General features: G+C 70.6%; 21 protein-coding genes. 8 read left to right on the top strand and 13 right to left on the bottom strand.

Annotated features, from left to right (window positions below; translation table 11 throughout):
- Window positions 1–29: 29 nt before the first annotated feature.
- From ACFY2Q_RS16105 to ACFY2Q_RS16095, 3 genes are all read right to left on the bottom strand, one after another.
- A complete protein-coding gene (locus ACFY2Q_RS16105) occupies window positions 30–986 on the bottom strand; it encodes an ABC transporter permease (protein WP_387130805.1) in 957 nt (318 codons plus the stop codon).
- A gap of 18 nt (window positions 987–1,004) precedes the next feature.
- Entirely contained in the window at window positions 1,005–1,943 is a 939-nt protein-coding gene (locus ACFY2Q_RS16100; protein WP_387130803.1) for an ABC transporter permease, read from the bottom strand.
- A 197-nt stretch (window positions 1,944–2,140) separates the two neighbouring features.
- Complete coding sequence (locus ACFY2Q_RS16095; RefSeq protein ID WP_387130802.1) at window positions 2,141–3,742, bottom strand: ABC transporter substrate-binding protein; 1,602 nt, start codon at window positions 3,740–3,742, stop codon at window positions 2,141–2,143.
- A 437-nt stretch (window positions 3,743–4,179) separates the two neighbouring features.
- Here ACFY2Q_RS16095 and ACFY2Q_RS16090 point away from each other — a divergent pair, with 437 nt between their 5' ends.
- Together ACFY2Q_RS16090 and ACFY2Q_RS16085 are read left to right on the top strand one after the other, a co-directional pair.
- Window positions 4,180–5,040: a bifunctional methylenetetrahydrofolate dehydrogenase/methenyltetrahydrofolate cyclohydrolase gene (locus ACFY2Q_RS16090; protein ID WP_387130800.1), complete on the top strand. Its 861-nt coding sequence runs from the start codon at window positions 4,180–4,182 to the stop codon at window positions 5,038–5,040.
- 166 nt (window positions 5,041–5,206) lie between these two features.
- Window positions 5,207–6,157, top strand: coding sequence for a malate dehydrogenase (locus ACFY2Q_RS16085; protein WP_387130798.1), 951 nt, complete (start codon window positions 5,207–5,209; stop codon window positions 6,155–6,157).
- A gap of 71 nt (window positions 6,158–6,228) precedes the next feature.
- On the opposite strand, the gene ACFY2Q_RS16080 is transcribed toward ACFY2Q_RS16085, so the two are convergent.
- On the bottom strand, window positions 6,229–6,414 hold the full coding sequence (locus tag ACFY2Q_RS16080; RefSeq protein ID WP_387130796.1) for a hypothetical protein: 186 nt from the start codon (window positions 6,412–6,414) through the stop codon (window positions 6,229–6,231).
- 138 nt (window positions 6,415–6,552) lie between these two features.
- Between ACFY2Q_RS16080 and ACFY2Q_RS16075 the strand changes: the two genes are divergently transcribed.
- Entirely contained in the window at window positions 6,553–7,770 is a 1,218-nt protein-coding gene (locus ACFY2Q_RS16075; protein ID WP_357007170.1) for an NADP-dependent isocitrate dehydrogenase, read from the top strand.
- A 340-nt stretch (window positions 7,771–8,110) separates the two neighbouring features.
- Here ACFY2Q_RS16075 and galT read toward each other — a convergent pair whose 3' ends face one another.
- The 4 genes from galT to ACFY2Q_RS16055 all read right to left on the bottom strand — a co-directional run bounded on the left by galT (window position 8,111) and on the right by ACFY2Q_RS16055 (window position 13,246).
- A complete protein-coding gene (gene galT / locus ACFY2Q_RS16070) occupies window positions 8,111–9,187 on the bottom strand; it encodes a galactose-1-phosphate uridylyltransferase (protein WP_387130794.1) in 1,077 nt (358 codons plus the stop codon).
- Window positions 9,184–10,008 (bottom strand): DeoR/GlpR family DNA-binding transcription regulator, encoded by an 825-nt coding sequence (locus ACFY2Q_RS16065; protein ID WP_387130792.1) that lies wholly within the window; start codon window positions 10,006–10,008, stop codon window positions 9,184–9,186. Before ACFY2Q_RS16065 ends, galT begins: the two co-directional genes overlap by 4 nt.
- Before the next feature lie 106 nt (window positions 10,009–10,114).
- Window positions 10,115–11,644: an adenylyl-sulfate kinase gene (gene cysC, locus ACFY2Q_RS16060; protein WP_387130790.1), complete on the bottom strand. Its 1,530-nt coding sequence runs from the start codon at window positions 11,642–11,644 to the stop codon at window positions 10,115–10,117.
- A gap of 87 nt (window positions 11,645–11,731) precedes the next feature.
- On the bottom strand, window positions 11,732–13,246 hold the full coding sequence (locus ACFY2Q_RS16055; protein WP_387130788.1) for a glycosyltransferase family 2 protein: 1,515 nt from the start codon (window positions 13,244–13,246) through the stop codon (window positions 11,732–11,734).
- 238 nt (window positions 13,247–13,484) lie between these two features.
- Here ACFY2Q_RS16055 and ACFY2Q_RS16050 point away from each other — a divergent pair, with 238 nt between their 5' ends.
- The 5 genes from ACFY2Q_RS16050 (at window position 13,485) to ACFY2Q_RS16030 (ending at window position 17,721) form a co-directional block, all read left to right on the top strand.
- A complete protein-coding gene (locus tag ACFY2Q_RS16050; protein WP_387130787.1) occupies window positions 13,485–14,399 on the top strand; it encodes an ABC transporter ATP-binding protein in 915 nt (304 codons plus the stop codon).
- On the top strand, window positions 14,392–15,297 hold the full coding sequence (locus ACFY2Q_RS16045) for an ABC transporter permease (protein WP_387130785.1): 906 nt from the start codon (window positions 14,392–14,394) through the stop codon (window positions 15,295–15,297). The genes ACFY2Q_RS16050 and ACFY2Q_RS16045 overlap by 8 nt, the downstream gene beginning before the upstream one ends.
- Complete coding sequence (locus ACFY2Q_RS16040; protein ID WP_387130784.1) at window positions 15,297–16,208, top strand: ABC transporter ATP-binding protein; 912 nt, start codon at window positions 15,297–15,299, stop codon at window positions 16,206–16,208. The genes ACFY2Q_RS16045 and ACFY2Q_RS16040 overlap by 1 nt, the downstream gene beginning before the upstream one ends.
- A 67-nt stretch (window positions 16,209–16,275) precedes the next feature.
- Window positions 16,276–16,986 carry an ABC transporter permease subunit gene (locus tag ACFY2Q_RS16035; protein WP_387130782.1) on the top strand — a complete coding sequence of 237 codons (711 nt, stop codon included), beginning with the start codon at window positions 16,276–16,278 and terminating at the stop codon, window positions 16,984–16,986.
- A 93-nt stretch (window positions 16,987–17,079) separates the two neighbouring features.
- Window positions 17,080–17,721: a hypothetical protein gene (locus tag ACFY2Q_RS16030; protein WP_387130780.1), complete on the top strand. Its 642-nt coding sequence runs from the start codon at window positions 17,080–17,082 to the stop codon at window positions 17,719–17,721.
- A gap of 10 nt (window positions 17,722–17,731) precedes the next feature.
- Here ACFY2Q_RS16030 and valS read toward each other — a convergent pair whose 3' ends face one another.
- From valS to ACFY2Q_RS16005, 5 genes are all read right to left on the bottom strand, one after another.
- Window positions 17,732–20,347 carry a valine--tRNA ligase gene (gene valS / locus ACFY2Q_RS16025; RefSeq protein ID WP_387130779.1) on the bottom strand — a complete coding sequence of 872 codons (2,616 nt, stop codon included), beginning with the start codon at window positions 20,345–20,347 and terminating at the stop codon, window positions 17,732–17,734.
- 262 nt (window positions 20,348–20,609) lie between these two features.
- A complete protein-coding gene (locus ACFY2Q_RS16020) occupies window positions 20,610–22,493 on the bottom strand; it encodes an ABC transporter ATP-binding protein (protein WP_387130777.1) in 1,884 nt (627 codons plus the stop codon).
- Window positions 22,490–24,331, bottom strand: a complete 1,842-nt coding sequence (locus tag ACFY2Q_RS16015) for an ABC transporter ATP-binding protein (protein WP_387130775.1) — start codon at window positions 24,329–24,331, stop codon at window positions 22,490–22,492. The genes ACFY2Q_RS16020 and ACFY2Q_RS16015 overlap by 4 nt, the downstream gene beginning before the upstream one ends.
- 37 nt (window positions 24,332–24,368) lie before the next feature.
- Window positions 24,369–24,878 (bottom strand): methylated-DNA--[protein]-cysteine S-methyltransferase, encoded by a 510-nt coding sequence (locus ACFY2Q_RS16010; protein WP_387130947.1) that lies wholly within the window; start codon window positions 24,876–24,878, stop codon window positions 24,369–24,371.
- Window positions 24,879–24,895: 17 nt separating this feature from the next.
- On the bottom strand, window positions 24,896–26,401 hold the full coding sequence (locus ACFY2Q_RS16005) for a DNA-3-methyladenine glycosylase 2 family protein (protein WP_387130774.1): 1,506 nt from the start codon (window positions 26,399–26,401) through the stop codon (window positions 24,896–24,898).
- Window positions 26,402–26,472: the final 71 nt, after the last annotated feature.

Genomic DNA, 26,472 nt, shown 5'->3' with positions numbered 1-26,472 from the left:
GCTCACTCCTCGCGCTCGCATGGAGGCCCTCACCGCAGCTTCGGGTCGAAGGCGTCACGGATCGCGTCGCCGAGCATGATGAACGCCAGCACGGTCAGCGCGAGGAAGGCCGACGGGACGATCAGCGGGGTCGCCGCCTCCCGCATGTGGATCCGGCCGGTGTCGATGTCCTGGCCCCACGAGATGGTTGGGGCCTTCAGGCCGATGCCCAGGAACGAGAGCGTGGCCTCGGCGGCGATGAACGAGCCGAGCGCGATGGTCAGCACGACGATGGCCGGGGCCAGCGAGTTCGGCAGGATGTGCCGCCACATGATCCGGCCGTTGCCGGCACCGAGCATCCGGGCCGCCGCCACGTAGTCCTGCTCCTTGGCGGTGATCACCGAGGAGCGGACGACGCGTGCCGCCGTGGTCCAGCCGAGGATGGCCAGCACGAAGATCACCGCGGCGATCCGGGCGTTCACGCTGTCGCTGGAGACGCGCTTGAGCAGCACGATCGCGGCCAGCAGCAGCGGGATGCCGAGCACCACGTCGATCACCCGGGAGAGCACCGCGTCGATCCAACGGCCGAAGTACCCGGCGAGCATGCCGACCGTCAGCGCGATCACGCCGGTGCCGAGCGCGGCGAGCGCGCCGACAAGCAGCGAGGCCCGCGTGCCGTAGACCGCTCGGGAGTACGTGTCACAGCCCTGGAAGTCGTACCCGAAGATGGCCCCGCCGGACGGCCCGGCGTGCTGCCGGGACAGCAGGCAGTCGTTCGGGCTGTTGGCGGTGAACAGGCCGGGGGCGATGGCCATCAGGGTGAAGATGACGACAAGCGCCGACGAGATCCAGAAGATGGGGTTGCGGCGCAGGTCGCGCCAGGCGTCGCCGGCCAGGCTGCGCGGTTTGTGCGGCGCGTCGATCTGGTTGGGCGCGCCCGGCTCGCCGGAGGGGCCACGCCGTGCGGCCTGGTTCTCGGTGGCCGCAACAGTTTCGAAGTCACTCATGCCGGCACCTCGCTGCGCTCACTCATAGCGGATCCTCGGGTCGAGTACGGCGTAAAGGACGTCCACCACCAGGTTCGAGACCAGGTAGACCACGACGAGCACGCTGACGATGCCCACCACCAGGGGGCCGTCCTCGGTGCGGATGCCGCGGAAGAGGTTGAAGCCCACACCGGGGATGTTGAAGACGCCCTCGGTGATGATCGCGCCGCTCATCAGGTTGCCAAGCTCCACACCGAGGAAGGTGACCACCGGAATGAGGGAGTTGCGCAGCACGTGGACTGTGACGATGCGGCGTTTGACCAGGCCCTTGGATCGGGCGGTGCGGACGTAGTCGGCGCGGAGGTTCTCGGCCACCGACGTGCGGGTCAACCGCAACGCGGTGGCAAGCGACAGCGAGCCGAGCACGATGCCGGGCAGCAGCAGAGCGTAGAACGTCGGCTCGGAGCCGGCGGTGGGTGGGAAGACCTGCCATTTGACGCCCAGGAAGTACTGCGCGAGTGGCGCCAGCACGATTGTCGGGATGCCCAGCACCAGCAGCGTCAGCACCAGCGTCGAGTTGTCGAAGATGCTGGCCCGGCGGATGCCGGCGATCACACCGGCGCTCACCCCGAAGATGATCGCCACGGCGAGCGCGATGATCGCGAGCTTCACGGTGACCGGCCAGGCGGCCTGCAGGATGTCGCCGATCTGCCGGCCGGTCAGGGACTGGCCGAGATCACCCTGGAGCAGGTTCTTCACATAGTCGAAGTAGCGGTAGAAGAAGCCGCCGACGCCTGTCGCGTCCAGGTGGTACTTCTCCGTCAGGTAGGCCCGCTGGGCCTCGGTCACCGGTCGTTCGCCCGCGAGGGCCTGGATGGGGTCACCCTGGCCGGCGAACATCAGCGCGTAGACGATCAGGGTGGTCCCGAAGAACGCCAGGACCATCTGGAGGAGGCGCCGAAGGATGTAGCGGAACATGCTTAGCAGTCTCTCCGGAATTATGCGAAAGGGTCGCAGGACGGCATCTCTGGTCGTACCCGAAATATCTGAGATGTGCCGTCGGGCCGGGGGAGGTCTGCGCCGCTGATGTCGGACCCGCGTGAGCGGGGCCGGCGGGCACAGCGCGGTCCGGGCCACCCGGGCGTCGTCGCCCGGGTGGCCCGCACTTGGTCAGCTCAGCTGGCCGCTTCGATCTTCACGAGGTTGACCCGCTGGAACAGGTCCATCTCGACGTTCTTGACCTTGGACGAGTGGCCGAACACGTTCTCGCCGAAGCGGAGCGGGATCACCGGCATGTCCTTGGCCAGGATGTCCTCCGCCTGCTGGTACTTGGCGATCGCCTCGTCCTGCGTCTTGGCGGCGGAACCCTCCTTGACCAGCCTGTCGAACTCCGGGTTGCTGTAGCCGTAGTAGTTCGACGAGCCGTTGGTGCTGTACAGCGGGCCGAGGTAGTCCTCCATGGTCGGGTAGTCCATGACCCAACCCATCCGGAACGCACCCACAGGCGTCTTGTTCTCGACCTTTGTCAGCAGGTCGGCGAACTTCGGCTCGGCCGAGCCGACGGCGTCGACACCCAGGTTGGCCTTGAGCTGGTTGACCGTGGCGTCGACCCAGTCCTTGTGACCGCCGTCGCCGTTGTAGGAGATGACGATCTTCGAGGGACCACCGGCGGCCTGGTAGAGCTTCTTGGCCTCGGTCGGGTTGAACTCCCCGGCGCTGCCCGCGGTGTTCTCCCGGTAGCCCGGCAGCACCGGCGAGACGAACGAGCGGGCGGACTCCTGCGAGCCCTTGAAGACCGACTTGGTGATCTCGTCACGGTCGATCGCCATCGAGATGGCCTTACGCACGTCCGGGTTGCTGTAGTCCTTGTCGAACGTCGGGAACGCCAGGAACTGGAACGACGACATCGGGCTGGTCTTGTAGCGGTCGCCCAGGTCGGTCGGCGCGGTGCTCAGGCTCTCGGTCGGGATCGTGGGCAGCACGTCCAGGTTGTCCGCCAGGACGTCCGCGTAGGCCGCGGTGAGCTGCTGGTAGATCCGGAACTCGACGTTCTTGACCTTGGGCTTCTCGCCCGGGTACGCGTCGTACCGCTCGACCTCGATCTTGCTGTCGTGCTGCCAGGAGCCCTTCATCTTGAAGGGGCCCTGCCCGATCGGGGCCTGCTCGTACGAGTCCTTCACCACGCCCGGGGCCGAGAACGCGGCGTCCGGCAGTGGGAAGAACGCGGTGTAGCCAAGAGTCGTCTTGAAGTCGATGTACGGCTCGGACAACGTCACGGTGAAGGTGAGGTCGTCGACCTTCTTCAGCCCGGACATCTCCTTGGCCTTCGGCTCCTTGCCCTGCAGGTCGGCGTAGCCAGCGATCTTCTCGAAGAAGTAGTTGCTGTCCTGGCCGTTGGGGGCGTACGCGCCGTAGTTCCAGGCGTTGATGTAGTCCTCGGACGTGACCTTCTCACCGTTGTGGAAGGTGAAGCCGTCCTTGAGCTTGATCGTCCAGACCTTGTTGTCCGGAGAGGTCACCGACTCTGCCGCGACCTCGTAGGGCTTGTTCTGGGCGTCGTAGTCGACGAGCGGGCTGAACAGGCCGGCGAGCACCTGCGCTCCCGACGTCTCGGTGGTGTTTGTGGGAACCAGGTGCTTCGGTTCGGCGATCTGGATGCTTACCGCCGAACTGTCGCTGCCACCGGATCCGTTGTCTCCGCCGCTGCCGCAGGCCGCGAGGCCCAGCGTCACCGCGAGCGGGAGGGCGGTCCAGGCGGCGAGTCTACGAACTCGCATCGTGCCTCCTCATCTCCTCACGCTGCGCAGTCAAGCCCGACGCTGGGTTTACGCTGCGCAACAAGTGGTAACGGTAGGTCGGGCTACTGGCCTTCGACAACGGCCCGATGCCGGGTGCATAACGGTCGGAATACTTCGCCGTGTGACGCACGCGTCAGTTGGCGGGCCGGAACCGGACTCACCGGCACTGAGCTGGGCATTTTCCCGTCGATGTCCGGCACCTGCTGTGTTCGTCTGGCCCTGGATTCGCCCTTGCGCGGTTCGTCGTCCGAGCTCTGCCCGCCCGCTCGTTCTGACCGGTCCGCGCGTGACCAGTTCCACAAAATGTCACCGATAGTGACGAGATCTGGGTCACTATCGGTGACTGAATCGGGTGCCGGTGCCCCGTCGCGCGAGGTCCTCCGAAGGGCGGGTGTCGGGCGTGAGACGATCTGGTCGTGACGGCGACGGTTCTGGACGGCAAGGCGACCGCAGCGGAGATCAAGGAAGAGCTGCGGATACGCGTGAAGGCACTCGCGGAACGCGGCATCATCCCCGGACTGGGTACGGTCCTGGTCGGTGCCGACCCGGGCAGTCAGGCGTACGTCAACGGCAAACACCGCGACTGCGCCGAGGTCGGCATCGCCTCGATCCGCCGGGAACTGCCGGCCGACGCCACCCAGCAGCAGGTCGACGACGTCCTGGCCGAGCTGAACGCCGACCCGGCGTGCCACGGCTACATCGTCCAGCTGCCGCTGCCCGCCCACCTCGACACCCAGCGGGTGCTGGAGCTGATCGACCCGGCCAAGGACGCCGACGGCCTGCACCCGGTCAACCTGGGTCGGCTCGTCCTCGGCTACGACGGCCCGCTGCCCTGCACCCCGCGCGGCATCGTGGAGCTGCTCCGCCGGCACGACGTGGCGCTGCGCGGTGCCACAGTCGCCGTGGTCGGCCGGGGCAACACCGTCGGCCGCCCGCTCGGCCTGCTGCTCACCCGCCGCAGCGAGAACGCCACAGTGACCCTCTGCCACACCGGCACGCTCGACCTCGCCTCGCACACCCGGGCCGCCGACATCGTGATCGTCGCGGCCGGCGTACCCGGCCTGCTCACCGCCGACATGATCCGGCCCGGCGCGGTCGTCGTCGACGTGGGCATCACCCGGGTGATCGGCCCCGACGGCAAGGGCCGCTACACCGGCGACGTCGACCCGGAGGTGGCCGGGACGGCCGGTGGGCTGGTGCCGATGCCTGGTGGTGTCGGCCCGATGACCCGGGCCATGCTGCTCACCAACGTCGTGGAGCGCGCCGAGCGCGGCTGACCCCGTGCGCCCCGCCGGCACCCGGCGAGGTGCATCCGCCGCCACCTCAACCGGGCGTCGGTGACGTTCGCCCCATCCCGCCGTTGTCCGCCGCCCCTGGCCTGTTCGGTGCCAGGATGACTGATACGGTCCGGAAAACCGACTGGTAGCAGGGAGTGGGACGACCATGGGTAAGAAGGTCACTGTCGTCGGGGCTGGCTTCTACGGCTCCACCACCGCACAGCGCCTGGCCGAGTACGACGTCTTCGACACCGTCGTGATCACCGACATCGTGGAGGGCAAGCCCGCGGGTCTCGCTCTCGACCTCAACCAGTCGCGGGCCATCGAGGGCTTCGAGACCAAGGTGGTCGGTGTCACCACCGGCCCCAACGGTGAGGGCTACGAGAACATCGAGGGCTCCGACGTCGTCGTGATCACCGCCGGCCTGCCGCGCAAGCCCGGCATGAGCCGGATGGACCTGCTCGAGACCAACGCCAAGATCGTCCGGCAGGTGTCCGAGAACGTGGCCAAGTACGCCCCGAACGCCGTGGTCATCGTGGTCTCCAACCCGCTGGACGAGATGACCGCGCTGGCTCAGCTGGCCACCCAGTTTCCGAAGAACCGGGTGCTCGGCCAGGCCGGCATGCTGGACAGCGCGCGGTTCACCAACTTCGTCGCCGAGGCGCTGAGCGTGCCTGTCGCGTCGGTACGCACGCTCACCCTGGGCTCGCACGGCGACACGATGGTGCCGGTGCCCTCGAAGAGCACCGTCAACGGCAAGCCGCTGCGTGACGCGATGCCGGCCGCGCAGATCGAGGAGCTGGTCGTCAAGACCCGCAACGGTGGCGCCGAGGTCGTCGCGCTGCTCAAGACCGGTTCGGCCTACTACGCGCCGTCCGCCGCCGCCGCCCGGATGGCCAAGGCCGTCGCCGAGGACTCCGGCGCCGTCATGCCGGTCTGCGCGTGGGTCGACGGTGAGTACGGCATCTCCGGCGTCTACCTGGGCGTCGAGGCCGAGATCGGCGCCGAGGGCGTCAAGCGGGTCGTCGAGACCGACCTGGACGCCGACGAGCTGGCAAGCCTCAAGGAGGCCGCCGAGGCCGTCCGCGCCAAGCAGGGCGACGTCGCCAGCATGTGATCTCCGCACCAACAGCTGTGAAAGGGCCCGCCGGCACACTGCCTGCGGGCCCTTCGCTCGGTCGGTTGAGTTCAGTGCCGGGTGAAGGGGTCGCCCAGGTGCGGTGTGGCGAGGATGCCCGGGTCGCGCCGGTCGGCCTCCCGCCAGTGCGCCGCAGTGGCCCCCGGAAACGCGTCGGCCCGGGGCTGGAAGAAGGCACCCTCACCGTCGGTGAGTGCGGCGACCGTGATAGACCCAAGGGTGCGGCTCAGAGGCATCGGGTGATGGTGCCAGGGAACTCCTGCGCCGTGCAGCCCGGTTTTTCCCGGTCGGTCCAGGCCGGGTGGGGGCTGCCGGCCCAATTGCAGTACGCTCGTACTGCTTGAGCACGTGTCCCCCGAGAGGAGCGCCGGCCGATGGCGAAGATCAAGGTAAACAACCCGGTCGTGGAGCTCGACGGCGACGAGATGACCCGGATTATCTGGAAGCAGATCCGGGAGCAGCTGATCCTGCCCTACCTCGACGTCGACCTGCACTACTACGACCTGTCGATCCAGCACCGCGACGAGACCGACGACCAGGTCACCGTCGACGCCGCGAACGCCATCAAGGAGCACGGCGTCGGCGTCAAGTGCGCGACCATCACCCCGGACGAGGCCCGGGTGGAAGAGTTCGGCCTGAAGAAGATGTGGCGGTCGCCCAACGGCACCATCCGCAACATCCTCGGCGGCGTCGTCTTCCGCGAGCCGATCATCATGTCCAACGTGCCGCGGCTGGTTCCCGGCTGGACCAAGCCGATCATCATCGGCCGGCACGCCCACGGTGACCAGTACAAGGCCACCGACTTCGTCGTCCCCGGCCCGGGCACGGTGACCATCACCTACACCCCCGCCGACGGCGGCGCCCCCATGGAGATGGAGGTCGCCAACTTCCCCGGCGGCGGCATCGCCATGGGCATGTACAACTACGACGAGTCGATCCGGGACTTTGCCCGGGCCTCGTTCCGGTACGGCCTGGACCGCAACTACCCGGTCTACCTGTCGACCAAGAACACCATCCTCAAGGCGTACGACGGTCGCTTCAAGGACATCTTCGCCGAGGTGTTCGAGGCCGAGTTCAAGGCCGAGTTCGACGCCGCCGGCATCACCTACGAGCACCGGCTGATCGACGACATGGTCGCCGCCGCGCTCAAGTGGGAGGGCGGCTACGTCTGGGCCTGCAAGAACTACGACGGTGACGTGCAGTCCGACACCGTCGCGCAGGGCTTCGGCTCGCTGGGTCTGATGACCTCGGTCCTGCTCTCCCCGGACGGCCGTACCGTCGAGGCGGAGGCCGCGCACGGCACTGTCACCCGGCACTACCGGCAGTACCAGAAGGGCGAGAAGACCTCGACCAACCCGATCGCGTCGATCTACGCCTGGACCCGGGGCCTCGCGCACCGGGGCAAGCTGGACGGCACGCCGGCGGTGACCGAGTTCGCCAACACCCTGGAGCAGGTCATCGTCGACACCGTCGAGGGCGGCCAGATGACCAAGGACCTCGCGCTGCTCATCTCGCGCGACGCCCCGTGGCTGACCACCGACGAGTTCATGAACGCGCTCGACGAGAACCTGGCCCGCAAGATCGCTGGCTGATCCAGGCGTACCGCATCATCGAAGCCCGCCGGCACCCGCCGGCGGGCTTCGGCGTGCCTGGCGGCGGCGCGCCTTCGGTGTCGCCTGGCCCGTGGCGCGGCCTTCGGCGTGTCCCGCAGGTGACCCGAAACCGGCGTCACCGCCCCCGGCGCGCCTCGTTGACCAGGGTGGACGAGATGCCAGTCCCGTCCAAGGAAGGTTGACCGCGGTCGACCAGCGGCATGCGTGCCGATCAGGCAGCCTTCCCGGCTGTGGCGTGCACAGCCAGCCGTCCCTTCCCTGCGGGGGGCCCTGTCCCGGGCCCCCCGCGCCCTGTTCCCCGACCTTCTCGGGCGCCCTCTCAGGCGGCGCGCAGCAGGTCGGCGGCCCGCTCGGGGGCGATGTCGTTGATGAAGACACCCATCCCCGATTCGGAGCCGGCCAGATACTTCAGCTTGTCGGCGGCCCGCCGGATGCTGAACAGCTGCAGATGCAGGTGGCCCAGCTCGCGGTCGATACGGGTCGGCGCCTGGTGCCACGCCGCGATGTAGGGCATCGGCATGTCGAACAGCCCGTCGAAGCGGCGCAGCAGATCGAGGTAGAGCGGCCCGAAGGCGTCCCGCTCGCTGTCGTCAAGCGCCGGGATGTCCGGCACCACGCGGCGCGGCGCGACGTGCACCTCGAACGGCCAACGGGCCGCCGCTGGCACAAAAGCCGTCCAGTGGTCGTTCTCGACGACCACCCGGTCACCTGTGGCGCGCTCGGCGGCCAGCACGTCCGCGTACAGGTTGCCGCCGCCAGTCCGCTCCGCGTGCCGGCGCGCGGCGGCCAGCAGCGCCCGGGTGCGCGGCGTCACGAAGGGGTACGCGTAGATCTGCCCGTGCGGGTGGTGCAGGGTGACACCGATCTCGACGCCCCGGTTCTCGAAGCAGAACACCTGCACCACACCGGGCAGCTCACCGAGCACCTCGGTGCGGTCGGCGAGCGCGTCCAGAACCGTGCGGACCCGGCGCGGGGGGAGGCTGGCGAAGGACGCGTTGTGGTCCGACGTGAAGCAGACCACCTCGCACCGGCCCAGACCAGGCCGAACCGGTGTGAACGGTGTGATCTCTCCGGGCTCGCCGGCGACCCGCCCGCTCAGCGACGGGAACCGGTTCTCGAAGACCACCACGTCGTAGTCGGGTGCCGGGACCTCGGTCAGCCGGTCGCCCACCGACGGGTCGAGCGGGCACTCGTTCGCGGGCGGGAGAAAGGTGCGGGTCTGCCGGTGCACGGCGACGGCCACCCACTCGTCGGTAAGTGGGTCGTAGCGCAGCTGCGACGCGGGCGGCGGTGGCGGCAGGTCCCGGCGGTCCGGCTGGTCGCGGACGGCGTCGTCGTTCTCGTCGAAGTAGATCAGCTCCCGGCCGTCGGCCAGGTCGATCGCTGTGCGCTTCACCGCGCCGTCCCCTCACTCGTCGGCGTGCGCGTAGCGCGGCCCGCCCCCGTTGCCTTCACCATGATCAATTCGCCTACCTGTTCGCCGAGTACCCGTTGTGCCGGTGGAGGCAGCCGGTCGTCGCTGACCAGGACGTGCGCTGCTGCGAGTTCGACGATCGAGGAGATGCCCACGGTGCCCCACTTGGTGTGGTCGGCGAGCACCACAAGCCGGTCCGCCGCGGCCACCAACGCCCTGTCGGTCTCGGCCTCCATGAGGTTCGGGGTGGTGAAGCCGGCCCGCTCGGTGATGCCGTGCACGCCGAGGAAGAGCAGGTCCAGGTGCAGCGTCCGGACGGCGCCGACAGCAAGCGGGCCGACGAGGGCATCGGACGGCGTACGCACACCGCCGGTGAGCACCACCGTCTGGTCGGGCCGACCGCCGGCGTGCAGGATCTCGGCCACCGGCAGCGAGTTGGTCACCACTGTCAGGCCGCGGATGTCCACCAGCCTGCGGGCCAACTCGGCGGTGGTGGTGCCGGCGGAGAGGGCGATGGCCGCGCCCGGCCGGACCAACTGGGCCGCCCGGTCCGCGATGGCTGCCTTCTCCGGCAGTTGACGGACCGACTTGGCGTGGAAGCCCGGCTCGTCTGTCGAACTCGGGCCGGTGGTGGTGGCGCCGCCGTGCACCTTGGCCAGCAGGCCGCGCTCGTCCAGCGCGTCCAGGTCGCGCCGAATGGTCATGTCGGAGACGCCGAACTCGGTGGCCAGGTCGCTCACCCGGACACCGCCGGCCACGCGGACCCGCTCCAGGATGGCTGCCTGCCGCTGCTGAGCGAGCATCGTCGCGCCTCCCAAGGGTCCACGTATCTCACGTGCTCGAACGTGTTTCAACAAAGATGAACACTAGCGCGTGCGCGGAAGCGATGAAAGGAAAGGGGGCGACGCCTCAGGCAGACGGGATCTTGAGCTCCACCCACCCGGTCTCGGTGAGGTGGTGCAACACCGCCTGGACCGCGTCCGCCACGCTCAGATCTGTGGTGTCGAGCACCAGATCCGCGTCGGTGGGCACCTCGTACGGGTCGTCGATGCCTGTCATCCCGGTGAGTAGGCCGGCCCGCGCCCGCGCGTACAGGCCCTTGCGGTCCCGCTGCTCGCACACCTCAAGCGGCGTCGCGACGTGCACAAGCGTGAAGCCCGCCCCGGCGGCCAGTGCCATCTCCCGTGCGGTCGCCCGCGCCGCCGCGTACGGGGCGATCGGGCAGCAGATGCCCACCCCGCGGTGCCGGGCGATCTCGGCCGCCACCCAGCCGATCCGCCGGACGTTGAGATCCCGGTCGGCCTTGCTGAAGCCGAGCCCGGCGGACAGCTCCCGGCGCACCACGTCACCGTCGAGGAGGGTCACCGTGCGGTCGCCGCTCTCGCGCAGCGCGTCCGCCAGCCCTCGGGCGATTGTGGACTTGCCGGAGCCGGACAGGCCGGTCAGGAAGACCACCAGGCCCCGGTGCCGGCGCGGCGGCCGGGCGCGGGCCAGCTCCTTCGCCACCGCCGGAGGGGTATGCCACTCCGGCAGCGGGAAACCCCTGTCGAGCAGATCGTCGATCTCGTTCTGGGTGAGCGCGAGGCGGCGGTTACGCGGCGGGATGTCGTCCCGCCAGCGCCACTGCCCGTCGCGGTTGTCGTATGCCAACTCGCGCGGCACCAGCACCCGCAGCCCGGCGCCTGCGAGCATCTCCTCGGTGGAGAGCAGGTGGGTCACCCCGTACGCGGCGGAGACCCGGGCGCGCAGCAGCGCGTCGCTGATCTCCTCCCGCCGGTGCGACAGGGGCACGGCCACCAGTGTCGCCGGGGGCATCCGGTCCCGGGCGGCGAAGATCGCACGCACAAGCGCCTCCGGTGCGAGCCCACCGGCGCCGCCCTCACCGACCGGGATCATCACGAGCAGGTGTGCGGCAAGGGTGCGGGCGGCGTGCGCGATCTGCGCGAGCTGCGGCCGGTGCAGCGGCCGATCGGCGATGACCCCGAGCACCCGGCCCGGTGGCAGCAGCGCGCGGACCTCCTCCGGGCTGCGGCGCAACCGCTGGAACGGGCCGTGGCCGCCGTCGCCGAGGCGGTGCACCTGCCCGCCGACTCCCGCCACGCCCTCGCGGACCGACCAGACGTCCGCCACGTCCAGGGCGGCCGCCGGTGCGCCCTCCCCGTCGGTAAGCACAAGCGCCCGGCGGGCCGGGTCGCGCGGATCGAAGCCCTGCGCCAGCGCGCTCGGCACCTGCAGGGTCACCGGCACCTGCCACGGCGTGTCGTCGGCCAGTCGGCCACGACGGCTCACCGACACCAGATCGGCGCGGGTCATGAAGCCGGTCAGGGGGGCGTACGCGCCGGTCAGCAGCAGCTCCAGATCAGCGAGCTCACCGGGACGCGGCGTGTACGCCGGCGCGTCCCGGAGCATCTCGTCGGGCAGCACCCAGCCGTTGCTCATCCCACCCCCCACTCGGTGATCGGCACACAGTTTCGCAGCCGACCGCCGATCGGTCGAGGCCGCCACTCCACGAGCCGGGCGGGCCGGTCAGCGGCGGACCCGGCGACCCACCGCAGACCGCAGACGGTTCCAGACTTTCCGCTCGTCGCGGATGCGCGGGCGGGCACCGTCGGCCCGGCAGACGAAGATCAGCGGCAGCGGCGCGTCCTCCGTCCACCCGGCATTGGTGATCCGTGCCTTGACGAGCCAACTGCCCCGGGTCCGGCCGCCGTTGAGGGTGCGGAAGTCGATCGTGGTGGTGGCCCGGTGCACCAGGTGGACGGTCTCCCCGGCGGCCTGATCGCCGGCCCGCTCGGTCTGGAAGGTCACCGGGAGGAAGATCTCGTCGCCGGTCTCCCGACGGCGGGCGACCAGATCCAGCCGCGCCTTGCGGACCTGCTGGGTGGCGTCGAGGACCTCGGGGGCGATCTCGTCGACCGGGAGCACGAGCACGTCCCGCTCGTCGTCGGAGCGGAAGCCGATCGGCTGGCCCTCGGAGCGCAGTTCGGCGGCGACGGTCATCGTGATCGTGTGCTCGTCGGGCCGGAACTCGTCGATCCTGCTGTGCCCGGCGACGCCCGCCTCCCAGCGGGCCAGCCGGCGCAGGTCCGCGACCCGGCCCTGCCCGGCCAGGAAGGCCACGGCCCGTTGCAGCGGCGGCAGGCCGGCGGCGACACCTGGCGCGAACCGCTCCGTGATGATCTTCTGGACCTCCAGGGCGACCTGATCCACCCAGTCCTCGGGGGCCTCCAGCATCCGCTTGCCACGCAGCCGGTTGGTCATCTCGTTGCGCAACCACCGCCGGTGCAGCCGGTCCCGCAGCGGACCCGGCTCGGTGTGGGCGTCGACGATGTCCAGCGCGTCCCGCACACTCGCGAAGTAGCTCGACGGCTCCATAAGCGCCGCCGTGACGTTGCTGGCGTCGCCCCGCTGGGCGTGGTGGTAGCAGGTGTAGTCGGACAGCACGCATGTGCGGCGGGACTTGAAGTAGGCCCGCACGACAAGCGAGTGGTCCTCGAGCCGCCGCTTGCCGCCCTCCGGGAACCGCAGCCCGTGCTCGTCGAGGAACGAGCGACGGAACAGCTTGTGGCAGGTGAGGCTGTCGATAAGCGGGGCGTTCGCCAGGGTGGCGTCGAAGCGGTTCTTCCGGAACAACTCCCGGGGCACACCGCGCCTGTGCCCGGCCATCTTGCCGATCACCACGTCCGCGTCGTACGTCGTCGCGCAGGCGTAGAGCCGCTCCAGCGCCTGATCGGCGAACCAGTCGTCGTCGTCGGCGAAGAAGACGTACTCGCCGCGGGCGTGGTCGATGCCCAGGTTGCGCGGGCGCGACGGCCAGCCCGAGTTCTCGATGTGCAGCACCCGGATGTGCGGGTGCGCGTCGGCCAGCCGGTCCAACCGCTTGCCGGTGGTGTCGGTCGAACCGTCGTCGACGAAAATCACCTCGAACTCGCCGGCCGGCAGCGACTGGCGCAGCAGCGACGACACCAGCTTCTCGATGTTCCGGCCGCTGTTGTACGCCGGTACGACGACACTCACCTTGGGGACGCCAACCTCGACCATCACGATTCCTCCCGCGTCGGCGGCCGGATGTCCTGGGGAACACTGCCCGGTGAACGGAATGTGAATCGTGCCATCAGGGACCAGTCATTTCGGCGGCGGGGTCTGGCCGCCTGCCGGACCGGCGCAAACGTCGGCCGTACTCGATGTCGGACCTTAGGGGTCGACTGACGCGAGGATCAGGGGAGCACCCGGGGCGCGCCGGTGCCCACGGGGGCCCTCGACTCCATACGCTGACGTCGTGACACTGATCGCGACCCAGTCGCTCACCAAGACGTACGGAGGTCGGGTCACCGCGCTGGCCGACCTCACCGTCGCCGTCGAGCCCGGGATCATCGGTCTGGTGGGCGCCAACGGTGCCGGCAAATCCACCTTGATCAAGATCCTGCTCGGCCTGATTCCCCCGACCAGCGGTCAGGTCTCGGTGCTCGGCATCGACCCGACCGCCGATCCGGCGGCGGTCCGCGCCCGCGTCGGCTACATGCCCGAACACGACTGTCTCCCGCCGGACCTGTCCGCCGCCGAGCTGGTGACCCACCTCGGCCGGATGAGCGGCCTGCCCCGCACCGCCGCCCGCGAGCGCGCCTCCGAGGCGCTGCGGCACGTCGGGCTCTACGAGGAGCGCTACCGCCCGGTGGGCGGCTACTCCACAGGCATGAAGCAGCGGGTCAAGCTGGCGCAGGCGCTTGTGCACGACCCCGACCTGCTGCTCCTCGACGAGCCGACGAACGGGCTGGACCCAGCCGGCCGGGACGCCATGCTGGCGTTGGTGCACCGGATCGGCACCGAGTTCGGCATCTCCGTGCTGGTCTGCTCGCACCTGCTGGGCGAGGTCGAGCGCATCTGCGACACGCTTGTCGCCATCGACGGCGGCAGGCTGCTGCGCGCCGACCACATCTCCGCGATGACCTCGGCCACCGACGTGCTTGCCGTCGAGGTCAGCGAGGGCACCGAGGAGTTGGCCGCACGGCTCGCCGCGCTCGACCTGCCGGTGGCGCGGGACGGCCGGCTGCTGCTCGTGCCACTCGCCGACGACAGCACCTACGACCTGATCCTCGGTGCGGTCGCCGATTTGGACCTGCCGCTACACCGACTGGACCAGCGCCGGCACCGGGTGGCCGAACTCTTCGCCACGAGGGAGCTGTCCCATGCCTGAGCTGTCCTCCGCCGCCGCGCGGTCCACGCCGACAGGCGTCATCCACGACATCGGCTACCAGCGCTACGAGGGTCCACGCCTGGGTCGCCGGCAGGTCTTCGGCGCGCTCTACGTGCACGGCCTGCGGACCGCGTTCGGGTTCGGCCGCAGCGCCAAGGCCAAGATCTTCCCCTGGTTGGTGGTCGGCATCGTCGCTCTGGTCGCGGTGGCCCTGGCCGCCATACGCAGCCAGATCGGCGAGCCGGTCGCCACGTACGCCCAGTTCGCCGACGCGATGAGCTGGCTTGTCATCTTCTTCGTCGCGGTCGTCGCTCCGGAGCTGGTCTCCCGTGACCTGCGCAGCGGTGTGCTGCCGCTGTACTTCTCCCGGCCGCTGCCGCGCACCGACTACGCGCTGGCCAAGCTGCTGGCGCTGGTCACCGCCCTCTGGCTATTGCTCGGCGGGCCGCAGCTGCTGATGTTCCTGGGTGCCGCCTTCACCACCAAGCAGGGCATGCGCGGGGTGTGGAACGAGCTGCTCGACCTGCTGCCCGGGCTGCTCTATGCCGGGCTGTGGGCGGTGGTCTTCGCCTCGGTCGGGCTGCTTGTCGCCTCGCTGACCGGCAAGCGCGCCTTCGCCGCCGGTGGGGTGGTTGCGGTCTTCCTGATGACCACCCCGATCGTCGGGGTGCTGAGCATCCTGCCGTCGACGACGGCCAACGAACTGGCCGGCCTGGCCTCCCCCTCCACCCTCGTGCAGGGGGTGGGCATCTGGTCGCTGGGTGACCTGCTGGTCGAGGGTGATCCGGGCGAGATGATGATCGGCGGGTTCGGCCCGGTCTACGCCCTGGCCGCGGTGCTGTTGGTCGCCGGCGCGACCACCCTCCTGCTGGCTCGCTACCGGAAGGTCGCATCCTGATGAGCACGCTGAGCCTGACCGGGGTGTCCCGGTGGTACGGCAACGTGGTCGCGGTCAACGACATCAGCATGGATCTCGGGCCGGGCGTGACCGGTCTGCTCGGCCCGAACGGCGCCGGCAAGACCACGCTGCTGCACATGATGGCCGGTTTCCTCTCCCCGTCGCGCGGCACGGTGACCCTGGACGACGAGCCGACCTGGCGCAACCCCGACGTCTACCGGCGGCTGGGGCTGGTCAGCGAGCGGGAGGCGGTGCAGAGCTACCTCAGCGCGTACGAGTTCGTGCTGGCGAGCGCGAAACTGCACCGGCTGCCCGACCCGGCGGCGGCGGCCCGACGGGCCATCGACCTGGTGGAGCTGGCCTCGGCGCAGGACCGCCGGATCGGCACGTACTCCAAGGGCATGCGGCAGCGGGCACGGGTGGCCGCCGCGATGGTGCACGATCCGCAGGTGCTGCTGCTCGACGAGCCGTTCAACGGCATGGACCCGCGCCAACGGCTGCACATGATGGAGCTGCTGCACAACCTGGGCGACGCCGGCCGGACCATCCTGTTCAGCTCGCACATCCTGGAGGAGGTCGAGCAGGTCTCCGGCACGGTGCAGGTGATGGTGGCCGGCCGGCTGGCCGCCTCCGGTGACTTCCGGACCATCCGTCGGCTGATGACCAACCGCCCGCACGTCTTCGCGGTGCGCTCCACCGACGACCGGGCGCTGGCCGTGGCGCTGATCGCCGAGGAGTCGGTAAGTGGCGTCGAGCTGGACCGCACCGGCCTGACCGTGCGGGCCGGTGACTACGGCGCCTTCACCCGGGCGTTGCCCCGGATCGCACTGACCCGGGGCATCCGGGTGCGGCAACTGGTGCCGTCCGACGAGTCCCTGGAGAGCGTCTTCTCCTACCTCGTGGAGGCCTGACCCGTGAGTGCGAGGAGTGAACGAGCGCAGCGAGTGAGCCCCGCAGTCACGAACGAAAGAAGCTGACATGTCGACAGTTACCTGGATCACCGCGCGCGGGCTGTTCGGCCGCCGTCGGTTCCTGCTGCTGCTCCCGCTGCCGTTGGTGCTGCTCGGGCTGGCCGTGCTCTGCCGGTCGCTGGGGGTGGACCCGCGCCAGTGGGCGCCCGCGGTGCTCGTCGGCCTCGGGTTGGCGGTGGTGCTGCCGGTCGTCGCGCTGATCATCGGCACCGGCGTGCTGGGTGCCGAGATCGACGACGGCACTGTGGTGCACATCCTTACCAAGCCGCTGCCGCGCTGGCAGATCGTGCTGCCGAAGCTCGCGGTGTCCGCCGGGGTCACCGCGGCCACCGTCGCGGTGCCGCTCTACGTCGCGGGCGTGCTCGCCGATTCGGTACGCCTCGGCCTGGCGCTCGCCTTCGCGGGCGCGCTCGGCGCGCTGGCGTACTCGGCGTTCTTCCTCGCGCTCAGCCTGGTCACCCGGCGGCCGGTGCTGCTCGGCCTGGTCTACGTGCTGATCTGGGAGGGGCTGCTGGGTAACTTCGTCAGCGGCACGAAGGTGCTCTCCATCCAGCAGTACGTGATCGCGCTTGCCGACCGGATCGCCCCCACCGGGCTGCTGGAGACGACGGTGTCGGTGCCCGTGGCATCGGTGATGACCGCGCTTGTGAGCATCGGGTTCACCGTGCTGGCCATCGACCGCCTGCGCTCCTTCAGCGTGGCCGGCGAGACGAGCTGAGGTCGGTGCGAGACGGTGTTCCGGCCAGCCCCCGCAGGGCGGTAGGGCTGGCCGGATGGACCGGTCGGGCCACTGCCGGCCAGGCTGGTGGGCGTGAGCGTCGAAGCGGAGCAGACGTCGTTGGCTGAATACTCCCGGAGGAGCCGGCCCTGGCTTACCAGCCTGGCGGTCGCCGGGGTGGCCTGCGCCACTGTCGCCACTGCCGCTCAGGGCACCGGCCAGTTCCACTGGTGGGCCGTGTTCATCGTGATCCCGGCCGCGTTGATCGCGGCGAGCGGCGGGCCGTTGCTGGTTCGGGGCGGCGGCCGGGCCTTCGCCGGGTACGTGCTGGCCTGCGTCGGTGGCCTGGTGTTCACGGCGGGCGCGCTGCTGATGTTCGGCGTGATGGGGCGGGGGTGGCCGCTGATGGTGGTGCTGCCCTGCCTGGCGGTCGCCGGCACCTACGGTTGGCGGGCGGACGACAGGCTGGCCCGTGGCCTGCACCGGGCGGTGGCCCTGCTCGCGCTTACCGCAGCCCTGCTCGGCGTGACCCTGCAACTGATCCGACTGGACCTGATCCGGCTGGAGACCGGTTGGTGGGGTGCGTTCCTGATGCTGGCCGGGGCCATCGTGCTGGGCAACGCCGTCGAGTTGGCCCGGCACCGGATGCCGTACCGCCTCCAGGCGATCACCCTGCTGGTGGGCCCCGCCGTGATCGCGTTCCTGCTCGGGCTGCGTTTCCTACGCGGCTGGTGAGGTGAAAGGATCAGAAGGCGCAGGCGATGACGAGATTTGGAGTGCGGTCGGGGAGCAGGTCGAGCTTGCCGATCCGGCCGGCCGCGCGCAGGTCGTCGGCGACAAGCGTGAGCTGTTCCAGCAGCTCGGCCGGGCCGAGCGCCTCGGCAAGCGGCACGTCCGCCTTCATCGACAGCTTCCGCTCGGACTTGGCCCGCCGCACCTGGCTCAACGCGTCACCGGCAAGCCGCAGCAGCGCCGGCTCACCCGTTCCCTCGATCGTCGAGGCCACCTCGTACGTGGTGGGCCACGTCGCGCGGTGCACCGAGCCGTACCGCCACCACGACCAGACCTCCTCGGTGACGTACGGCAGCACCGGCGCGAACAGTCGTAGCTGCACCGACAGCGCCGAGGCGAGCGCCGCCCGCGCCGATTCGGCACCCGCTCCGGTGCCGTAGGCGCGTTCCTTGACCAACTCGATGTAGTCGTCGCAGAGCCGCCAGAAGAACGCCTCGGTCGCCTGCAACGCGGCCGTGTGGTCGTACGCGTCGAAGGCGGTGCCCGCGGCGGTGACGACGGTGGACAGTTCGGCGAGCATGGCCCGGTCCAGTGGGGCGGTCGCAGGGGTGCGCAGCGCGTCGGCGGCACCCAGCCCGAGGGCGAACTTCGACGCGTTGAGCAGTTTGGTGGCCAACCGTCGGCCGACCTTGATCTGCGCGGGGTCGAAGGCCAGGTCCATGCCGGGCTTGCCGCTTGCCGCCCAGTAGCGCACCGCGTCGGAGCCGTGCTGCTCCAGCAGCGCCAGCGGGGTGACGACGTTGCCCTTGGATTTCGCCATCTTCTTGCGGTCCGGGTCGAGGATCCAGCCGGAGAGCACCGTGTCCCGCCAGGGCAGCACCCCGTGCTCGAAGTGTGAGCGGACCACGCTGGAGAAGAGCCAGGTCCGGATGATCTCCTGCCCCTGCGGGCGGAGGTCCATCGGGAAGACCTGCGCGAACAACTCCGGGTCGGTCTCCCAACCACCGACGATCTGCGGGGTAAGCGACGACGTGGCCCAGGTGTCCAGCACGTCCGGGTCGCCGACGAAACCACCGGGCTGGCCGCGCTGCGACTCGTCGTAGCCGGGTGCCGGATCACTTGACGGGTCGACCGGCAGCGCCGACTCGTCAGGCGTGAGAGGGTGGGACCAGTCCGGCTCGCCAGCGTTGTCGAGCCGGTACCACACAGGCACGGGCACGCCGAAGAACCGCTGGCGGCTGACCAGCCAGTCTCCGGTGAGGCCACCCACCCAGTGGTCGTAGCGGTGCTTCATGTGCGCCGGCACCCAGTGCAGCTCCTCGCCCCGAGCCAGCAGCGTCGCCCGCAGTTCGGCATCCCGGCCGCCGTTGCGCAGATACCACTGCCGCGTCGAGACGATCTCCAGTGGCCGGTCGCCGCGCTCGTAGAACTTGACCGGGTGGGTGATCGGGCGGGGTTCGCCGATCAGGTCACCCGCGTCGGCGAGCATCCCGACGATCTCCCGGCGGGCGCCGTTGACTGTCTGCCCGGCCAGTGCCGCGTACGGCTGCGCCGGCACACCGGCCGGCGGCTCGGGAAGCAGCCTGCCGTCCCGGCCGATCACCACTCGGGTGTCCAACCGCAGCTCACGCCACCAGGTCACGTCGCTCAGGTCCCCGAACGTGCAGACCATGGCGACGCCGGTGCCCTTCGCGGGGTCGGCGAGCGGGTGCGCGTGCACCGGCACCTCGACGTCGAACAGCGGGCTGCGCACCGTGCCGCCCACCAGGTCGGCGTACCGCTCGTCGTCGGGGTGGCAGACCAACGCCACGCAGGCCGGCAGCAACTCGGGCCGGGTGGTGTCGATGAGCACCTCACGCCCGGCCGGGCCGGTGAACCGCAGCCGGTGGTAGGCGCCGGGGCGCTCCCGGTCCTCCAACTCAGCCTGGGCGACAGCGGTGGCGAAGCCGACGTCCCACAGCGTCGGCGCCTCCGCCTGGTACGCCTCACCCCGCAGCACGTTGCGCACGAACGCCCGCTGGCTTGTCGCGCGGGCCACCCGGCCGATCGTCGTGTACGTCAGCGACCAGTCCACCGAGAGCCCCAGCCGCCGCCAGAGCGCCTCGAAGACCTGCTCGTCGGCGACCGTCAACCGCTCGCACAGCTCGATGAAGTTGCGCCGGGAGATCGGGGTGGGGTCGCGGCGTGCCGCCTCGTCGACAGGCGTCGCCGGTGGCCGCCACACCGGGTCGTACGGCAGTGCCGGATCGCAGCGCACCCCGTACACGTTCTGCACCCGACGCTCGGTGGGCAGACCGTTGTCGTCCCAGCCCATCGGGTAGAAGACCACCTTGCCGCGCATCCGCTGGTATCGAGCGACGGTGTCGGTGTGCGTGTACGAGAAGACGTGACCCATGTGCAGCTCGCCCGACACGGTGGGCGGCGGGGTGTCGATGGCGTACACGTCCGTCCGGCGACCACTCCGACCCGGCGCGTCCGACGCCGCGCCACGATCCGGAACGGCAGGCTTCGATCGGTCGAACGCGTACGTGCCGTCCTCCTGCCAGCGGCGCGCCCAGCTCTCCTCGAGCCCGTCCAGGGTCGGGCGCTCGGGGACACCGGTGCGGGCGGTCCTCGCCGAATCGGTCATCCTGCGATCGTAGGCACCACCAGGGTGCGTGGCCACGCAGTTGCGGCCGGGACACGACGGCAAGTGTTGGGCCGGTTACCAGTCGGCGGCTCCGGATGCAGTTGGTGGGCGATCGCGGTCAACTGCCGGACCATGTCGCTGCGGCTGTCCGCGGCCCAGGCAACGCAGACCCGGTACGGTGCTCACCGTCGACGGCGGGTCGGTGCTCGCCCAGACCAGCGAGTCCGCCCAGCGAGTCAGACCAGCGAGTCCGCCCAGCGAGTCAGACCAGCGAGTCGCGCCACTGCCGGTGCAGTGCCGCGTACCGGCCGTCGGCCTCGGCCAGCACGGTGGGTGGGCCGTCCTCGACGACCCGTCCACCGTCGAGGACGAGCACCCGGTCGGCGGTCTCCACTGTGGAGAGCCGGTGTGCGATCACCAGGGCGGTCCGATCCCGCAGGATGGTGCCGAGGGCGCGCTGCACAAGCCGTTCGGTCGGCACGTCAAGCGACGATGTCGCCTCGTCGAGGATCAGCACTGTCGGGTCGGCAAGGAACGCCCTGGCGAACGCGACGAGTTGCCGCTGCCCGGCGGAGAGCCGGCCGCCGCGCCGGTGCACCTCTGTGGCGTACCCGTCGGGCAGTGCGGCGATGAAGTCGTGCGCGCCGATGGCCCGCGCGGCGGCCTCGATCTCGGCGTCGTCGGCGCCCGGGCGGCCGAACCGGATGTTCTCGGCGACAGTGCCGCTGAACAGATGGTTCTCCTGGGTCACAAGCACCACCGCGCGGCGCAGGTCGGCGTCGACCACGTCGCGCAGGTCGATCCCGTCGAGGCGTACCGTGCCGGTGTCCGGGTCGTGGAACCGGGCGACAAGCTTGGCGATCGTGGACTTGCCCGCGCCGGTCGGTCCGACCAGCGCCACGGTCTGCCCGGCTGGCACGGTCAGGTCCAGCCCGGCGAGGATCGGGGTGCCGGGGCGGTAGCCGAACGAGACCGCCCGGAAGGTCAGCTCTCCGCGGCCGGGGCCGGTCGGCAGCGGAACAGGTCGCGTCGGCTCGGCGACGGCGGGCCGTTCGTCGAGCACCCCGGCCAGCTTCTCCAGTGCGGCGGTGGCCGACTGCAAGGAGTTGTAGAACTGGCTCAGCTCCTGCATCGGCTCGAAGAAGCGGCGCAGATAGAGCAGGAACGCGGCGAGCACGCCGACCTCGGTGTGCCCGCCAAGCACCCGCCAGCCGCCGTAGCAGAGCACCACCGCGATCGTGACGTTGCCGATCAGCTTGATCGCGGGGGAGTACGTGGCGATCAGGCGGAAGGCGTGCAGGCTGGAACGTCGGTAGTCGTCCCCGAGCGCCACGAAGATCCGCTGGTTGCGCGGCTCCCGGCGGAACGTCTGCACAGCCCGGATGCCCCGCATCGACTCGACGAAGTGCACGATGACCAGTGCGACGGCCTCCCGGGTCCGCCGGTACGCGCCTGCCGACGCCCGCGCGAACCAGCGGGACAGCAGGAACAGGAACGGGAACGCGAGCAGCGTCACCGCCGCCAGCGGCAGGTCCATCCAGAGCAGGATGGCGGCCACCGACAGGATCGACAGCGCGGCCAGCACGAGGCTGTCGATCCCGCCGTCGACCAGTTCGGCGATCGAGTCCAGGTCACTTGTGAGCCGGGAGACCATCCGGCCCGAGGTGTAGCGCTCGTGGAAGCCCACCGACAGGCGCAGGAAGTGCCCGAACACCCGCTGCCGCAGGTCCAGAAGGACTGCCTGGCCGATCCGGGCGGACAGGGCCAGGAACCCGCGGCGAGCCACGTACTCGGTCACCGCGGCGACGGCGAACGCCCCGGCCACGGCGGCGAGCGGGCCGGCGTTCCCGGCCCGCAGCGGCGCGATGCCCCTGTCGATGCCGACCATGACCAGGTACGGCCCGGCCATCGCGGCGGCGTTCTGGGCCAGCAACAGGCCGACCGCGCCCGCGAGCCGTCGCCGATGCGGCCGGAGCAGGTCGGCCAGGAGGATCCGGCTGTGCCGGCGCAGGCGGGCCACCGCCTCGGGGCTGCTCTCCTCGGCCCGGCTCCGGTCGGCCTCCGGGTCGGTGGCCGTGCCGCGCCAGCGGGTCAGCTCAGGCTCCTGCTCCTCTGGCGGTGGGCCTGCCTGCTGCGGCACTGTCACGAGCGCACCAGGCCCCAGCCGTCGGAGGTGGGTGAGCTGGACTCGTCGCCGCCGCTCGGCGGCGGTTCGGCGGCGAGCAGCGCCCGGTACGCGGGCACTGTAGCCAGCAGTTCGGAATGCTTGCCGATCGCGGTGATCCGCCCGCCGTCGAGCAGGGCGACCCGGTCGGCCAGCGAGATCGTCGAGGGTCGGTGCACCACAAGCAGCGCGGTGCTGTTGCGCAGGACCTGCCGCAGCGCCGCCTCGACCAGGGCTTCGGTGTGAACGTCCAGGGCGGACAGCGGATCGTCGAGCACCAGCAGCGCCGGTCGGCCGAGCACCGCCCGCGCCAGCGCCAGCCGCTGGCGCTGACCCCCGGAGAGCGACAGCCCCTGCTCGCCCACACGTGTGGACAGGCCCCACGGCAGGTCGTACGCGAAATCGGCCTGGGCGAGCGCGAGGGCTGCGCGAACCTCGTCGTCGTCGGCGTCCGGGCGGCCCAGGGTGAGGTTCTCGCGCACCGACATGGAAAAGAGCGTGGGTTCCTCGAACGCCATCCCGACCAGTCGACGCAGCGAGCCCAGCCGAAGGTCGCGCAGATCGTGCCCGTCCACTGTGATCCGGCCGCCGGTCACCTCGTGCAGTCGGGGCACGAGGGAGAGCAACGTGCTCTTGCCGCAGCCGGTGGCGCCGACCAGGGCCAGCGTCTCGCCCGGCTCGATGGTCAGGTCGATCTCGTGCAGCACCGGCGCGGCGGTGCCCGGGTAGCGGAAGGCGACGCGTTCGAAGCGGAGCCGTCCGTGCACCGCGTCCCGCGCCAACGCGAGCGCCCCGGGCTTGTCCACGATCTGCGGCGGGGTGTCCAGCACCTCCTGGACCCGGTCGGCGGCGGTCGCCGCCTCCTGACCGTTGGCGATGATCCAGCCCAGCGACTGCACCGGCCAGATGAGCATCAGTTGGAGGCTGGCGAACGCGACCAACTCGCCGATGGTGAGCGCACCCCGCGCGGCGGCTGCCGCCCCGGCCACCAGCACCACGCCAAGCGTCACGTTGGGCACCAGGTCGAGCAGCGCCGCGGTGTTGGCAAGCAGCCGGCCCTTGCCGACGCCGGTGTCGTGCAGTGCCCGGGCGCCACCGGCGAAGCGGGCGGCCATTTCGGGCCCCCGGCCGTACGCCTTCATGGTGCGCAGGCCCTGCGCGGTCTCCTCGACCATCGTCGCCACGTCGCCCTGCTGGTCCTGCATTCGGCGGGACGCCGTGTGGTAGTGCCTACCGAACCGTCGGGTGATCAGCAGCAGCGGCACCGCGCTTGCCGCGACCAGCAGCCCGAGCGCCGCGTGCAGCCGGATCAGCAGCACCACCACGACCACGTAGGTGACCAGGTTGAGCACCAGGAAGAAGACGCCGAACGAGAGGAACCGGCGGATCACCGACAGGTCACTTGTGATCCGCGAGAGCAGTTGGCCGGACTGCCAGCGGTCGTGGAAGCTGGCCGGCAGCCGTTGCAGGTGGGCGTAGACGTCGGCGCGCAGGGTCGCCTCCATGCCCACCGCCGAGGACGACTGCACCCAGCGGCGGATGAAGATGAGCACCGCCTCGACGACGCCGAGCAGCAGCGCCAGGCCGCCGAGTTGGAGCAGACCGCCGGGCTCGTGCCGGGCCACCGGCCCGTCCACCACCCGCTGCACCACAAGGGGTACGGCGATGCTGGCGGCCGTGCCGGCGAGCCCTGCGACAAGCAGCCAGGCGAATTCGGCGGCGTACGGGCGCAGGTAGCGGCGCAGCCGCCAGAGGTTGTGCACGGGGTGGGGGCCCGCGGCGGCCCGGGCGGCTGGGTCGCCGTCGCTCTCCACAGGCACTACCCGACGGTAGCGTCAATGACTGTCGATGTAGCTGTCAGCTTGTTGTCAACCGCCGCTCATGACCGAGAAGCCATTTCTTCACGTCCAGCCCCCAGCGGTAACCACCGAGCGTGCCGTCGGTCCGCAGGACCCGGTGGCAGGGGACGAACAGCGCCGCGGCGTTGCGGGCGCAGGCAGCCGCGGCGGCCCGGATCGCAGGTGGTCGACCGGCCAGCGCCGCGTACCCGGTGTACGTGACAGGTATGCCGGCCGGAACCTCGCGCAGCACCCGCCAGGCGTGCGCCATGAACTCGCCCCGGGTGTGCTGTCGCACCGGAACCGCGTCGATGGCGGCGAGGTCACCATCCAGGTAGGACCGGACGGCGGCGGTGACGGGCCCGAGGTCGGTGCGCTGCCGCAACGGTGCGCGCAGCGTCGGGTGGATCAGGGGCAGCAGGGCCATTGGGTCCGGGGTGAAGCCGGCAGCCAGGACGTCGCCGTCCGGGCCGGCGAGGATGCTCAGCGGGCCGGTCGGAGTGGTCAGGGTTGTGCTGTCGATGCTCATGCCGCTGCTGTCGATGCTCATGCCGCTCTCCAGAGTCTGATCGTGGCGTAGGACCGCCAGGGCCGCCAGCGTTCGGCGTGCGCCTGGAGGGTGGTGTCGGGTAGGCCGAGCGCTGTCGCGCCGCGCCGGACAGCGAGGTCGGTGTCGAGCAGGACGTCCGGGTCCCCGAGGGCGCGCAGGGCGAGGTACTTGGCGGTCCACGGGCCGATGCCGGGCAGGGCGAGCAGCCGCCGCACGGCTTCCTCCCGGTCACCGCCCGGTGCCAGGTCCACCGCCCCGTCGGCAACGGCCCGGGCCAACCCCCGCAAGGTCTCCCGCCGCCGAACCGGCATCCCAAACGCCAAGTCCGGCAGCTCCAGCACCTCCTCAGCGCTCAAAAACCCCCGCAACCCACCCGGCCCCCCATACCACCCCCCGTCGCCCCGTTGATCATGAAGTTGTTGTCCCGACGCGCCGGTGTCGGTGGCGATAACTTCATGATCAACGGGGTTCTGGGCGGTCAGGAGGCGAGTCAGGGTTTTCTGGGCCGCAGTGACCGAGATCTGTTGGCCGATGACGGCGCGTACGGCCATCTCGAAGCCGTCCACCGCTCGGGGGAGCCGGATGCCTGGCTCCGCCGCCACCGCCGGGGCCAGCGCCGGGTCCGCCGCCAGTGTGGCGTCGACCGCTGTCGGGTCCGCGTCCAGGTCGAGCAGGCGGCGGCAGCGGGCCACCGCCGGCGCCAGGTCACGCAGGTCGGTCAGGCGCAGCGTCGCCGCCACGTACCCGTCCGCCGGGGTCAGGGCCACCTGGCCGGTGCCGTGCGGCAACCGCAGACCCCTGCGGTACGTCCCGTCGCGGACCTCGTCGACACCGGGCAGAGCCCGCACCGCGAGGAAGTCCAGCAGCGCCTGGGCGTGCAACGGCGGCCGGTACGCCAGCCGGAGCGTGATCGTCCCCGCCCCGGCCGCCGCCTCGGGTCGGCTCCGGGCCGTACGCAGTTCCGTCGGTGCGCTCGCGTACACCTCACGAACTGTGTCGTTGAACTGCCGCACGCTGCCGAAGCCCGCGGCGAACGCGACCTCGGCCATCCCCAGGTCGGTCGTCTCGATGAGGATCCGGGCGGTCTGCGCCCGCTGGGCCCGGGCCAGCGCGAGCGGCCCGGCACCCATCTCGGTGTGCAGCATCCGGTGCAGGTGCCGCTCGGTGTAGCCGAGGCGGGCAGCCAACCCGGGTACGCCGTCCCGGTCGACAACCCCGTCGGCGATCAGCCGCATCGCCCGGCCGACTAGGTCGGCGCGTACGTCCCACTCGGGGGAGCCGGGCGCGGCGTCCGGCCGGCAGCGGCGGCAGGCGCGCAGCCCCGCGCCCTGCGCGGCGGCTGCGGACGGGAAGAACCGGACGTTCTGCCGCTTGGGTGTGGTCGCCGGGCAGGACGGCCGGCAGTAGATCCCGGTGGACGTCACGCCCGTGTAGAACCAGCCGTCGAACCGCTGGTCACGGCTGTCCACGGCCCGGTAGCACCGCTCGAAGTCCATCTCCACGTCACCGATGATGCCCCGCCCGGATGGCCGCCGGCTGGCGGGAATCGGACCTGGGTGTGCGCGCACGGCCC

Origin of the sequence: Micromonospora sp. NPDC000316, assembly GCF_042898885.1 — a bacterium.
In the GTDB taxonomy this organism is placed as follows: domain Bacteria; phylum Actinomycetota; class Actinomycetes; order Mycobacteriales; family Micromonosporaceae; genus Micromonospora.
The sequence above is the reverse complement of the archived record's forward strand: the minus strand, read 5'-3'. Positions and strand labels throughout refer to the sequence as shown.